The sequence below is a fragment of the Aliiroseovarius subalbicans genome, from assembly GCF_022678625.1.
In the GTDB taxonomy this organism is placed as follows: domain Bacteria; phylum Pseudomonadota; class Alphaproteobacteria; order Rhodobacterales; family Rhodobacteraceae; genus Aliiroseovarius_A; species Aliiroseovarius_A subalbicans.
The window spans coordinates 1,085,528-1,098,404 of record NZ_JALBYQ010000001.1; the positions used below are offsets into that span (position 1 = coordinate 1,085,528).

Here is a 12,877-nt window from a genome sequence, read left to right on the forward strand (position 1 = left end):
TTATTCCTCCCACTGGTGGTCTTTGATGTGTTCGATCTCGTCCTCGACCTCGTGGCTGACGATCAGCCCATCGGCCTGGCCGCGCCAGACACGGATCGTTGCCTGAATGAACCGCCAAAGCAGCAGGGCAGCACCGACGGGCAGGATCGCATAGGGGATCACCCGCGGCAGCTTGTCATAGGTTTCACCCTGGTTGATCAGAGGCTCCAGAAATCTGAGGAAGTCCAGCATCGGCACCTGGTCGGTGATGTACCAGGCCTGGTCGCGAGTCTTTTCGAAACCGGTCGGAAACCAGCGACCCGAGGTGCGGTCAAGCGCGGCATAGGGCGCCCAATAGTCCCAGGCGCCTTTCAGAAGAAGGAACGAATAGACGATGCAGATCACCCCGACAATCAGCGCCACGCTCCGGCGTGCACGGGGCGACAACAAGTTGGTGATCGCGTCCACACCCAAATGGGCGGTGATCTTCACGCCATAAGAAATGCCGAAAATGACCAGCCAGGCGAACAGGATCAAGGTGACTTCAAGTCCCCAGATCAGACCCGAATTGAAAACATACCGCATGACCACGTTCACGAACGTGATCATCGTCATCAGGCCAAGAATCAGCGCGATTGCCGTCTCCTCAAAGCCCGCTTTGTGTGGTGTTCCTGCGCTCATCCCGGTCCCCTCCCGATGGCGGCATGGCCCGGCGACGTGCCGGACCATGCGGTTTTTTCCTGTGCCTTAGTGCTGCGCGTTGATCGCCTGTGCAGCAGCGATGTTGTCGGCGCCTACGTCAGCCTCGAACTGCGACCAGACGGGCTTCATCGCCGCGACCCAGGCCATGCGCTGCTCATCGTTCAGCTGGCGCACCATGCCACCGGCGTCGACCACCGACTGCTTGGCGGCTTCGTTCACCGCGAAGGCTTCGCCGTTGCGGGTCATGGTGACCTCTTTCATGATCGTGGCCAGCTGGTCACGCACATCGGCGTCCAGGCCTTCCCACCAGTCCACGTTGGTCACGACCAGATAGTCGATGATGCCGTGGTTGGTTTCGGTCACGCCGTCCTGCACTTCGAAGAACTTCTTGCCATAGATGTTGGACCAGGTGTTTTCCTGCCCGTCGACAACGCCGGTCTGCAGCGCGCCGTAGACTTCGGAGAATGCCATCGGCTGCGGGCTTGCGCCGATCGCTTCCATCTGCGCCACCAGAACGTCCGACGTCTGGACCCGGAACTTCAGCCCGGCAGCATCCGTCGGCATTTCAAGCGGCTTGTTGGCCGAGAATTGCTTCAGACCATTGTGCCAGAAGGCCAAGCCCAGAAGTCCGCGGCGGGTCATGCTTTCCTTCATCGCCTGTCCGGTGTCGGATTGCTGGAACGCGTCCACCGCATCCATGTTCTTGAACATGAACGGCAGGTCGAAAATACGGAATTGCTTGGTGAAGGCTTCGAATTTCGACAGCGACGGAGCCGCCAGCTGAACGTCGCCCTGAAGCATCGCCTCAAGCACCTGGTTGTCGTTGTACAGGGTCGAGTTCGGGAACACCTCCATGCAGGCCTTGCCGTTCATCTCGTCGTTCACGCGCTGCTCCAGCAGCGAGGCGGCGATGCCCTTGGGGTGTTTGTCGGAATTGGTGACGTGGCTGAACTTGATGACGATTTCACCTGCGTCGCAGGCGGCAGTTGCCGTGTTTGCGGTCACGGCCAGGGCAAGGGCCGTGGCGGCCATGGTCAGAAATTTCATATGCTGTGTCCTCCCAGACAGAAAGTATCAGGCACCCGAACGGGCGCGTGGGCGTATTTGGGCACGGGCGGCGGGTTGGCTCAAGGAAAACGGAGTTCACGGACAGGGAAGGTCAGTTTCTTGTGGTTTTGCAAAGAGTTGTTCTGGGAAAGGCGTTTATCAAACGACCGGTCCAAGCGACGATTGAGCGGTATATCACACAGACGCGGAACAGACTTGTGCGAAAATCCGCACAGTCCATCGAGTCACTCGGCGGCTTGCCCGCGGAAGCTTTCGGGCCGGATGTCGTGGCGGCTGAGCTTGTCATAGAAGGTTTTGCGCGGCAGTTTCAGGTCGCGCGCGGCGGCACTGGCACCGCCGTTGTGGCGCCGCAAAGCCTCGATCAGAAGCGAACGTTCCACTTGCGCCAACTGCTCGGACAGACCCAGCCCGGTGCCTTCGTCCGCCTCGCCCAGCCCCATCGCAAACCGCATGGCGACATTCATCAGCGCGCGCGCGTTGCCCGGCCAGTCCTGCGCCATCAGGCGGGCCAGCATCTCCTGCCCGATCTCGGGTTCGGGCAGCGCGGCCTGTTCGCAGGCAATGGCGACGTAGTGGCGAAACAGAAGCGGAATATCCTCTTTGCGCTCCCGCAGCGCGGGGATGCGAATGCGCATGATGTCGAGCTTGTAGAACAAGTCGGGATTGAACCGCCCCGCGCCCGCCTCGGTCTCAAGATCACAGGAGCAGCCCGCCACAACCCGCGCGCCACCCGGTCGGTCCAAAAGGTCCAGCAGCACGAATTGCACCGCCGGGTCCAGTGCTGCGATTTCGTCCAGGAACAGCGTGCCACCCTCGGCGCGGCTGAACCCGTCAAGAAGCGCTTCGGCGCTCAGGCCTGCGGCGGGCAGTTTCACGAAGGGGCGCATCGCGGCGCCCGACAGTAGATGCACCACCTCGGCCACCTTGCCGGTGCCCGTGCCTGCCTCGCCGCAGATCAGCACCTCGGCCTGGGTGCGGGACGCGGCACGCACCCGCGCGCGCAGCTCATCAGCCAACCGGCTTTCGCCAAACAAAAGCCGCGCGGCCGCGTCACCGGTTTCCGCCTGTCGCTTCAACCGGCGGTTTTCCAGAACCAGGCTGCGATTGCGCAGGGCGCGCTGCACAACGGCCAACAAATCATTGGGATCACAGGGTTTTTCCAGGAAATCAAAGGCTCCAGCGGACATCCCCCGCACTGCCATCGGAATGTCGCCCTCACCGGTCAGCAGGATCACCGGAAGCTCGGCGTCGACCTCTTGAGCGCGGGCCAGAAGAGCGAAACCGTCCTTGCCGGGCATGCGGATGTCGCTGATCACAACGCCGTCGAATTCGGGTGCAATGTGGTCTTTCGCTTCGATATAGGAGGCCGCCAGCGTCGGGGTCAGCCCCGCCAGTTCCAGCGTCTGTCCCAGGGCTTCGCGCACCATCGCGTCGTCATCGACCATCAAAACCCGATTGCTCATGCTGCTTTCTCCATGCCGGCCCGATCCAGCTCGACCGTGAACACCGCCCCGCCGTCAGGGTGGTTGTGCCCCCGGATCGCGCCACCGAAGCTTTGCACCAGGCCATAGGAAATGGACAGGCCCAGCCCCATACCCTCGGCGGCACCGACCTGTTTGGTGGAATAGAACGGGTCGAATATGCGTGCAGGTTCGGTGATGCCGGGGCCCGTGTCGCGCACCGAAAGACGGGCGCGTGCGCCGTCAGTGTCCAGCGCGATTTCGACTTGGCGCACCGGGCGGCCCTCCATCGCGTCCACCGCGTTCGAGATCAGATTCAACACCACCTGTTGCAGCCGCACGTCGCCGCCGCGCACAAGCACCGGCACGGTCGGGCGGTTCCAGCTGACAGTCACGCCCGCCAACTTGCCCGCCACCACTTCCAGCGCCGCATCCACCACCTGGCCCAGGTCCACATCGCCGATCGGTTCGCTTTCCTGACGCGCAAAAGCGCGCAGGTTCTTGATGATCCGTCCCATGCGCCGGGCAAGCTCGGATATCCGCGTCAGGTTCTGCCCCGCCTTGTCGCGGTCGCCGCGCTCCAGAAACGCCGCGCCGTTTTCCGCGAAGGACCGGATCGCCATCAGCGGCTGGTTCAACTCGTGACTAATGCCTGCTGACATCTGGCCTAATGCTGACAGCTTGCCCGCCTGCACCAGATCCGTCTGCGCCCGGCGCAAATCGTCGTTGGCCTGGCTTAGTGCGGCTGTTCGCTTGGCCACCCGCGCCTCCAACCGGGCATTCGCGGCAGCCTCAAGCCTAAGCCGGTCCGACAGCGCGCGCCTGCGTTCGGTCAGCACCATCAGCACCGCGCCAAAGGCCAGGCAGAACGCCGCTGCCATCGCGGCTTGCAAACTTGCGGTGTGACTGGCGGGCGCAGTGTCCAGAAGGATCTCACCCGTCAGATCAATCACCGGCAGGCCAGCGGACAGGCGCAGCGCCTGGCGCGGCAGATATGGCCCACCGTCCAGCGTCCATACCTCATGCCCGAACCAGCGCCGGATCGTATGGGCCGGAAAGCCCTCGTCGCCGAACCGGTCCGTCAGCACCAACTCGGACCGGTTCGACACCATGACCCGCCCGGCCTGATTGACGAAGAACACGGCGGTGGCGGTGGTGGGCCAGTTCTGTTCGAACAGCCAGATATCAACCTCGCTGATCACGGCGCCGCGCGCGGGGCCCGGATCGGTAAACACGGGGGCCGCGAAGGTGAACAGACGCTGGGTCTGCCCGGAGCGGGCCCTTTGCGTCAGGTTGCCCGCCCCCAGCGCACCGTTCAGCGCCCGGCGCAACGGTCCGCCGGTGACATCGCGCTCCACCAGATCGGGCTGCGTCGCGGCCATGACCCGGCCCTCTCGATCCACCAACATAAGACCCTGCGCGCCGGATTTGTCCGCCATCGAGCGCAACACCGCCAACGCCGCCGCCGGGTCACCTTGGCCGTCCAAAAGCGCCTCCAGCGTCGGATGCTCCCCCAGCATCACCGCCAATTCACGATAGCGAAACAGGTGCCGCGTTAACCGGTCCGAAGCCAGCGTAAGATCGGTACGCCCGCGTTCGGACAACGCATTCAGGGCCGCGCGCCACGCCACGCCATAGACCCCCGCGCTGAACACAGCGACGGCGGCCAGAAAGGCCAGAACCCAGATCGAACGCAGCGATTTGACCATAGCAGCCAGCATAGGAATGCAAGCTTGCAAAGGCCAGTCGCTTTGGGGGAAGGTCGCGAGATGAAACGCCTGTCCCAATCCCCGACCGACCCTGCCTTCGTGCAGGACCCCGCCCTGTTCTATGCCAAAGCCCGCGCGGGCGGCGACCTGATCTGGTGGGACGACTACGCGATGCCGATGGCCACCTCTTTCGCCGCGGTGAACGGGCTTCTGCGCGACCGGCGCTTCGGCCGCGAACCGGTCACCCCGCGTGAGGTGCCGGCGCATCTGGCACCGTTCTACGCGGTCGAAGCGCATTCGATGCTGGAGCTGGAAGCCCCGCGCCACACCCGCCTGCGCAGCCTGGTCCTGCGTGCCTTTACCTCACGCCGTATCGCAGGTCTCGCGCCCGAGATCGAAGCGCTGTCACATCAGCTGATCGATGCCTTCCCGGCAGATGACTTCGACCTGCTGACCGCCTTCGCCACCCGCATCCCGGTCATCATCATCGCCCGTTTGCTGGGTGTGCCCGAAACCATGTGCGACGACCTTCTGGCCTGGTCGAACGCGATGGTGTCGATGTATCAGGCCCGCCGCACTCGCACGATCGAGGATCAGGCGGTCGTCGCCACCGAGGCCTTTGTGGGTTTCATGCGCGCCTATGTGGAAGACCGCCGCCGCGATCCGCGCGACGACCTGATCACCCAACTGATTGCCGCCGAGGAAGACGGTGAAAAACTGTCGACAGACGAGCTGATCACCACCTGCATCCTGCTTTTGAACGCAGGTCACGAGGCCACGGTGCATTCCCTGGCCAACGCGGTGAAACTGCTGTTGGAAACCGGGCACCGCCCCAGTCCCGCCACCACCGAAACGCTGGTCGAAGAAACCCTGCGCTACGACCCGCCGCTGCACATGTTCACCCGCTTTGCCTATGAGGACATCACACTCTTCGGCCACGATTTCAAACGCGGGGATGAGGTCGGGCTGCTGCTCGCTTCGGCCAATCGCGACCCGAACATGTGGGACGCCCCTGATCGTTTCGACCCGACCCGCCGGATCCGGCCAAATGCCAGCTTCGGGGCTGGCGTGCATTTCTGCGTCGGCGCGCCCTTGGCCCGGCTTGAGCTTATCCACGCCCTGCCAATCCTGTTTGACCGCTGTCCAAACCTGACCCTGGCCGCGCGACCGGAATATGCTGACGTGTATCATTTCCACGGCCTGAGCCGGCTGATGGTTCGCACCTGAATTTCAGCTTTCCAGACCTATCCCGGGGAGTTTGAGGGGCCGCGCCCCTCATTCACCTGTCCTGCGTGGCGCAGCTACCCCGCCAGATCACGCCAAATCAGACTGGCAATTGTGTGGTGAACTTGATCTCTTCCATCGACAAAAGCGCGGTGACGTTAAAGATTTTCACTTCGGAGATCAGCGCCTGGTAAAACTCGTCATAGGCGCGCGCATTCGCGACCCGCACCTTCAGGATATAGTCGATCTCACCCGCCAGGCGGTGGGCTTCCATCACCTCGGGGCGTTCCCGCAGCGCAGTCAGGAATTTCGCCTGCCACTCCGCCTCATGCTCCGAGGTGCGGATCAATACAAAAAAGCACGCCTCAAAGCCCAGCGTTTCGGCGTCCACGATCACCGTTTGCGGTCCAATCACCCCGCCTTCGCGCATCTTGCGAATCCGGTTCCAGACCGGGGTCTTCGATGACCCCACTTTGCGCGCAATCAGGTCCAGAGACTGGCTCGCATCCGCCTGAAGCTCGCGCAGGATTTTCCGGTCCACATCATCCAGTCGCATCGTCATTCCACGTATCCCTTCCGTGTCAGTCCCCATGTTCTGAACTTTGGCTCAATCGGAACAAACGTTCTTATCAACCCGACATGGGGTCCCTTTCTTGGAACATTGTTCTAAATTGACGCGCAACACAAGCCAAAACAGGAGCCCGCCATGTCCCGCCCTTTCACACCGAAAGTCGTCACCGCAAACGACCTCATGACCGGTGATGTGATCTACCTGACCCAGAATGGCGCCTGGGTTCGCGACCTGGCAATGGCCGCGGTCTTGCAGGACCCGGACCAGGCAAACGCCCGGTTGTTCGAGGCCGAAACCCAGCCGCATATCGCCGTGGGCGCCTATTTGGCCGATGTCCAACAAGGGGCAAGTGGCCCAACGCCGCGTCATTTCCGCGAAGTCGTCCGGGCCACCGGACCGTCGCGTCAGGCATTAAAGTTGCAGGAGCAGCCCCATGCTTGATCACGCATCGTTTCCCAACGGCTTCCTGTCCACCCGTGTCGACCAGTTTCGCCACCAGGTCGCGCGCCGCATCGCGGGTCATCTGAGCGAGGAGGAATTCAAACCCCTGCGCCTGATGAACGGGCTTTACCTGCAACTCCATGCCTACATGCTGCGGGTGGCCATTCCGTATGGCGCGCTGTCACCGGATCAGATGCGCCAGCTGGCGGCGGTCGCGGATCGCTGGGACAAGGGCTATGGCCATTTCACCACGCGGCAGAACATCCAGTTCAATTGGCCACAGCTGCGTGACGTGCCGGACATGCTGGAGGCGCTGGCCGAAGTCGGCATGCACGCGGTTCAGACCTCTGGCAACACGATCCGCAATGTGACCGCCGACCCCTTCGCGGGCGCCGCGGCGGATGAGGTCGAAGACCCCCGTCCCACCGCCGAACTGCTGCGGCAATGGTCCACTGACCACCCGGAATTCCAGTTTCTGCCGCGCAAGTTCAAGCTGGCGGTCACCGGCAGCCCCGCCGATCGCGCTGTGACCAAAGCACATGACATCGGCATTCGCATCGTGCAGCGTGACGGCAAAACGGGCTATCAGATCCTTGTCGGCGGCGGACTGGGACGCACACCGATAGTAGGTCAGGTGCTACGCGACTTCCTGCCGCGCGCTGACCTGCTGCCCTATGTCGAAGCCATCGTCAGTGTCTACAACTTGCTGGGACGACGCGACAACAAATACAAGGCGCGGATCAAGATCACCGTGCATGAGCATGGGATCGAGACCATACGCGACCGTGTAGAGGCCCGCTTTGCCCAACTGAAACCGTTGTTCACTGGGGTGGATCAGGTGCTGTTGCGTGAGATCACCGCCACCTTTGCCCCGCCCCCGTTCATGACCGCGGATGACGCGGACTTTCATACCGCGCGCGATGCGGACCCGGTGTTCAGGTCCTGGTCCGACACGAACCTGACCGCCCACCGGGCGCCGGGCTATGCCATTGCCACGATTTCACTGAAAGCTCACGGCGCCACGCCGGGTGATGCGAGCAGCGCGCAAATGCGCCTGATCGCCGACCTGGCCGAGCGCTATGGCCATGGCGATATTCGCATCAGTCACGACCAGAACGTGATCTTGCCACATGTGCATCGCGCGGACCTGCCCGCGCTGCACGACGCGCTGCGCCAGGCCGGGCTGGCCACGGCCAATGCCGGGCTGATCAGCGACATCATTGCCTGCCCCGGTATGGATTATTGCGCCCTGGCCACCGCACGCTCGATCCCTGTGGCGCAAGAGATCGCGACGCGGTTCGCGGCGCTTCAGCTGGAACAGGATATTGGCGCACTGAAGTTGAAAATTTCCGGCTGCATCAACGCCTGCGGTCACCACCACCTGGGCCATATCGGCATCCTGGGGCTGGATCGCGCTGGCGTAGAAAACTACCAGATCACACTGGGCGGTGACGAAGGTGCACAGATGGTGATCGGGCAGCGGGCCGGACCCGGCTTTGCCCATGATCAGATCGTGCCCGCGATCGAACGGGTGATCCGCTCCTATCTGGCGCTGCGCCGGACGGCGGAGGAGACCTTCCTGGCCACCTATCGCCGATTGGGCGACGCCCCGTTCAAGGCCGCACTTTACCCCAAGGAGGCACATGATGCCGCTTGAAGCCCCCCTGCCCGCCCTCACCGAGCGCGCCGCCGCACTGAACGCGCGCTATCGCCATCACTCGGCCATTTCTGTATTGGAACACGCCCTGACCGATCCTCAGGTTGGCACCGCTGCCTTGGTTTCGAGCTTCGGAGCCGAAAGCATCGCGCTGTTGCACATGGTGGCGCGTGTTGATCGCTCCCTGCCGGTCGTCTTTCTCGACACGCAGATGCTGTTTGCCGAAACGCTGGCCTATCAGGAAAAGGTCTGTGCGGACCTGCGCCTGTCTGACGTGCGGGTGATCCGACCTGATCCGCAAGCTGCGTTCCGCCGTGACCCCGATGCGATCCTGCATCTGGCCGACACCCACGCCTGTTGCGCCCTGCGCAAGGTCGAACCGCTGGCCCGCGCGCTTGACGGGTTTGACGCCTGGATCACCGGGCGCAAACGCTTCCAGGGCGGCAAACGCGCCGGTCTTGAGTTCTTCGAGGTCGACGCCGGGCGGCTCAAGGTGAACCCGCTGGCCCATTGGGCGCCGGGCGACGTGCAGGATTATATCGTCAACAACCGCCTGCCGCTGCATCCGCTGGTGCGCCGGGGATTTCCGTCGATCGGCTGTGCGCCCTGCACAAGTGCGGTGCAACCGGGCGAAGACCCCCGCGCCGGGCGCTGGCGTGGAGAGGACAAGGTGGAATGCGGCATTCACATCGTCGATGGAAAAATCACACGAAAGGACAGCGCATGAGCGTGATCGTGACCGATACGGGCTTTGCCCGCGAGGACTGGGCGCATGGATTTTCCCCGCTTTCGGCGCACCAAGCGCAGGACCGGCGCGGGCTGGACCTGTCCCCAGACACCGACCCGGCATCCTTGCTGGGCCGCTTGGGCGGAATCGGGATGATCCGGGTCGACTTCCCCTCTTTCGCGGACGGACGCGGCTTCACCATTGCCCGCCAATTGCGGCTGATGGGTTTCACCGGGCGACTGCGGGCCGCAGGACATGTGATCAGCGACCAATACGCGATGGCGCGCCGTGCGGGGTTTGACGAGGTTGAGATTTCCAAGGTCCAGTCTCTGCGCCAACCTGAGGCACATTGGCGTTTTCGCGCGGACTGGCGCGCCTATGACCATCAGTCGCGGCTGCGCGGCTAGACCCCCTTAACCCTTGCCCCTATATACGGGGTCCGAGAGGACAGGGTATTCCGCCCTGCCGAAACCATGAATGAAGTGACGACCGTGACTGATGCAGCTGTTGTAAAACCCGTCCCCACCCTGCCCGACGCGCAAAAAGTAACCGAGGTAAAGCATTATACCGACAGACTTTTTTCCTTCCGTTGCACGCGGCCTGCGTCGCTCAGGTTCCGGTCGGGTGAATTCGTGATGATCGGGTTGATGGGTGACAACGGCAAGCCGCTTTTGCGTGCCTATTCGATCGCCTCGCCCAGCTGGGACGAAGAGCTTGAGTTCTACTCGATCAAGGTGCCGGACGGGCCGCTGACCTCGAAGCTGCAGCACATCAAGCCAGGGGATGAGGTCATCCTGCGCCCGAAACCTGTGGGCACGCTGGTGCATGACGCGCTTCTGCCCGGCAAACGCATCTGGTTCTTTGCCACCGGCACCGGGTTTGCCCCCTTCGCCAGCCTCTTGCGCGAACCGCAGACCTATGAAGATTACGACGAGGTGATCATTACCCACACCTGCCGCACGGCCGGAGAGCTGACCTATGGGCGCGACATCATCGAAGGCCTGAAGGACGACGAATTGCTGAACGAGGTGATCGGTGACGGGTTCTGGAAGAAGATCAAGTATTACCCGACCACGACCCGCGAAGACAGCCCCAAGATGGGCCGGATCACGGATCTGATCAACTCGGGCGACGCCTTCAAGGATCTTGAGGTAGAGCCGATTTGCCCCAAGAATGACCGCGCCATGATCTGTGGAAACCTGGCGTTCAATCTGGAACTCAAGGAAATGCTGGAAAACTTCGGCCTGGTCGAAGGCGCGAATTCCGACCCGCAGACCTATGTGGTGGAAAAAGCCTTCTTGGACTGATCCGCCCAGTCGAAACACAAAAGCGCCGCGCAGGGGACCCCGCGCGGCGCTTTTTCGTTTCTGGGCTCAGTTCTGCGGCAACAGCTGACGCATCGCATCGACCGACCCGCGCCCAATCGCGCCGTCGATGGCGCCGGTATACAGCCCGGCCTGCCTCAACAGCGTCTGCACCACCTTGGCCGTGGCCCGGTCCCAGTCGCGCTGCGCACGCCCCAGCGGCCAGTCGTCGCCGGCCTGCATAGCCCGAAGATAATACTGCGCGGCCTTGCGCGGGTCATAAATCTCCTGCGCTGTCTCATAGGCGAACCCCAGGCTGGACAGGGCATCTTTGTTGCCAGCATCAAGGCTCTTTTCGAACCAGCCAACCGCGGTCACCGGGTCGCGCGCGATGCCTTTGCCGTTCAGGTAAGCCCAGCCAAGATGAAACATAGACGTGCTGTGACCAAGCTCTGCCGCCTGATTATAATACCCGACCGCGCGCCCGTCATCCTGTGGCACCCCACGACCATTGGCATAGGCGCGCGCCAGATTGAACATGGCATAGTCGTTGCCCTGCACGGCCGCCAGGTTGAAATATCGGTTCGCTTCGATCGGATCCTCCGTGGTGCCATAGCCCCTGTCGATCATGTAGCCCAGCGAGTTTTGCGCGTCGGCGTAGCCCAAGTCGGCAGCTTTTCGATACCAAGCGACGGCGGTCTCGTAGCTTTGCGCGACACCATCGCCATGCTCATACATCTTGCCGAGAAGCCGCATCGCACGGACTTGTCCGGCATCCGCCGACACACGGCAAAGCTCCCGCGCCGTTTCAAAGTCCTGGGCGACGCCCAGACCGTTGTAGTACATCACGCATAAGTTCGTCCGCCCCCCGTTATAGCCGGCGTCAGTTGCAGCCTGATAATGGGCCACCGCCTTCTCAAGGTCTTTTGGAATCCCGAGTCCCACCTCATAGCTATACCCCAAGGCAATGTTGGAATAGGCGTATCCCTGTGCGATTGCCTGTTCCAGAAGGACTGCGGCCCGTGCTTCGTCCTTGGCAATCCCCTTGCCATCTCGCAGCGCGATCGCCAGGCCATGCGCGCCGCGTGCGCTGTTCAGGTCATAAGCCTTCTGAAACAGCCGCACGGCGTGCTCGGCGTCCTGGCTGACGCCTTCCCCGATGTAGTATCCCCACCCCAATTCGACCATGCCAGATGGGTGGCCAGCGTCGGACGCCAGACGGTAATACGCCATCGCCTCGGCAGGTGACGTGTCTTCATAGAGATAGCCCAAGCCCACATTCGCCTGCGCGTGGCCCGCTGCAGCGGCGTCCAGATAGAACCGCTCTGCCAGACGATCCGCGTTGGCAGCAGCATAGGTGCGGCCAAGGTTGTAGGTCGTGCGGGCGTGATCAGGCTGCGCCTCGTGTGCGGCCATGCAAGCTTTGACCGCTGCACCGGTGTCGATTTCGTCAAACTCTTTACCGGACAGCCCCGCGGGTTTGGTCGGGTCTCCGGGATGTCCGGCGGCCAGGTCACAGGCCCGGATCAGCGGATGCAGGTCCATCTCATCCGCCGCCGCATCACTAGGCGCGGGGGCGGCGGGAACCACCGGCACCGATTTGGGCGCCTGTTCAACCACGGTTTCCGAAGCGGGTTTCGGCGCAGGTTCAGGCTCCCCTGCCGCCGCCAACGCATCACGGCGGATGCGGGCCAGGTTGGCAAAGGTGCCTGTCGGGTATGTGTCCAGATACCGCTGAAAATCCGCCGGTTCGTCGCTTTCGCGCACCTGCATCCAAAGCACCAGCTCCATCCCCGACATTTCCTCGGCCGGCGTTTCGAGTGGCGCGACAGGTTGCGGTGCGGGCGCGGGAGCGATCTCCCCTCCGCCCTTGGTCACCTCAGAGCCGCCCTTCTGACCCGACGCCTGGGCCAGGGCCGACGTAACCGCAACGGTGGTGAGCACTGCAAAAAAAATGGGAAAAACAAAATCTCTGATGCGCATGGTCTACCCCTCCAGTTCGGAGTCTACCGCGCCCGGAATGCGCTGGGCTTGT

12 protein-coding genes are annotated in these 12,877 nt (G+C 62.7%); 6 read left to right on the forward strand and 6 right to left on the reverse strand.

Annotated features, from left to right (window positions below; all coding sequences use genetic code 11):
* The 4 genes from MN188_RS05445 to MN188_RS05460 form a co-directional block, all read right to left on the reverse strand.
* Positions 1-660, reverse strand: coding sequence for a TRAP transporter small permease (locus MN188_RS05445; RefSeq protein WP_242106570.1), 660 nt, complete (start codon positions 658-660; stop codon positions 1-3).
* Positions 661-726: 66 nt separating this feature from the next.
* Positions 727-1,728 (reverse strand): DctP family TRAP transporter solute-binding subunit, encoded by a 1,002-nt coding sequence (locus MN188_RS05450; protein ID WP_242106571.1) that lies wholly within the window; start codon positions 1,726-1,728, stop codon positions 727-729.
* A 245-nt stretch (positions 1,729-1,973) separates the two neighbouring features.
* Positions 1,974-3,212 (reverse strand): sigma-54-dependent transcriptional regulator, encoded by a 1,239-nt coding sequence (locus tag MN188_RS05455; protein WP_242106572.1) that lies wholly within the window; start codon positions 3,210-3,212, stop codon positions 1,974-1,976.
* Entirely contained in the window at positions 3,209-4,918 is a 1,710-nt protein-coding gene (locus tag MN188_RS05460) for a sensor histidine kinase (protein ID WP_242106573.1), read from the reverse strand. Before MN188_RS05460 ends, MN188_RS05455 begins: the two co-directional genes overlap by 4 nt.
* 60 nt (positions 4,919-4,978) lie before the next feature.
* Between MN188_RS05460 and MN188_RS05465 the strand changes: the two genes are divergently transcribed.
* The gene (locus tag MN188_RS05465; protein ID WP_242106574.1) at positions 4,979-6,145 is read left to right on the forward strand and encodes a cytochrome P450; all 1,167 of its coding nucleotides are present in this window, start codon (positions 4,979-4,981) and stop codon (positions 6,143-6,145) included.
* Between the two features lie 97 nt (positions 6,146-6,242).
* Here the strand turns inward: MN188_RS05465 and MN188_RS05470 are convergent, their stop codons facing one another.
* Positions 6,243-6,704: an Lrp/AsnC family transcriptional regulator gene (locus MN188_RS05470; protein ID WP_242106575.1), complete on the reverse strand. Its 462-nt coding sequence runs from the start codon at positions 6,702-6,704 to the stop codon at positions 6,243-6,245.
* A 144-nt stretch (positions 6,705-6,848) separates the two neighbouring features.
* Here MN188_RS05470 and MN188_RS05475 point away from each other — a divergent pair, with 144 nt between their 5' ends.
* The 5 genes from MN188_RS05475 to MN188_RS05495 all read left to right on the forward strand — a co-directional run bounded on the left by MN188_RS05475 (position 6,849) and on the right by MN188_RS05495 (position 10,845).
* Positions 6,849-7,154, forward strand: coding sequence for a DUF2849 domain-containing protein (locus tag MN188_RS05475; protein WP_242106576.1), 306 nt, complete (start codon positions 6,849-6,851; stop codon positions 7,152-7,154).
* Entirely contained in the window at positions 7,147-8,811 is a 1,665-nt protein-coding gene (locus MN188_RS05480; protein WP_242106577.1) for a nitrite/sulfite reductase, read from the forward strand. The genes MN188_RS05475 and MN188_RS05480 overlap by 8 nt, the downstream gene beginning before the upstream one ends.
* Positions 8,801-9,538, forward strand: coding sequence for a phosphoadenylyl-sulfate reductase (locus MN188_RS05485; protein ID WP_242106578.1), 738 nt, complete (start codon positions 8,801-8,803; stop codon positions 9,536-9,538). Before MN188_RS05480 ends, MN188_RS05485 begins: the two co-directional genes overlap by 11 nt.
* The gene (locus MN188_RS05490) at positions 9,535-9,945 is read left to right on the forward strand and encodes a DUF934 domain-containing protein (RefSeq protein WP_242106579.1); all 411 of its coding nucleotides are present in this window, start codon (positions 9,535-9,537) and stop codon (positions 9,943-9,945) included. The genes MN188_RS05485 and MN188_RS05490 overlap by 4 nt, the downstream gene beginning before the upstream one ends.
* Positions 9,946-10,011: 66 nt before the next feature.
* Positions 10,012-10,845: a ferredoxin--NADP reductase gene (locus tag MN188_RS05495; protein WP_242106580.1), complete on the forward strand. Its 834-nt coding sequence runs from the start codon at positions 10,012-10,014 to the stop codon at positions 10,843-10,845.
* Positions 10,846-10,911: 66 nt separating this feature from the next.
* Here MN188_RS05495 and MN188_RS17685 read toward each other — a convergent pair whose 3' ends face one another.
* Entirely contained in the window at positions 10,912-12,786 is a 1,875-nt protein-coding gene (locus MN188_RS17685; protein ID WP_242106581.1) for a hypothetical protein, read from the reverse strand.
* Positions 12,787-12,877 lie beyond the last annotated feature (91 nt).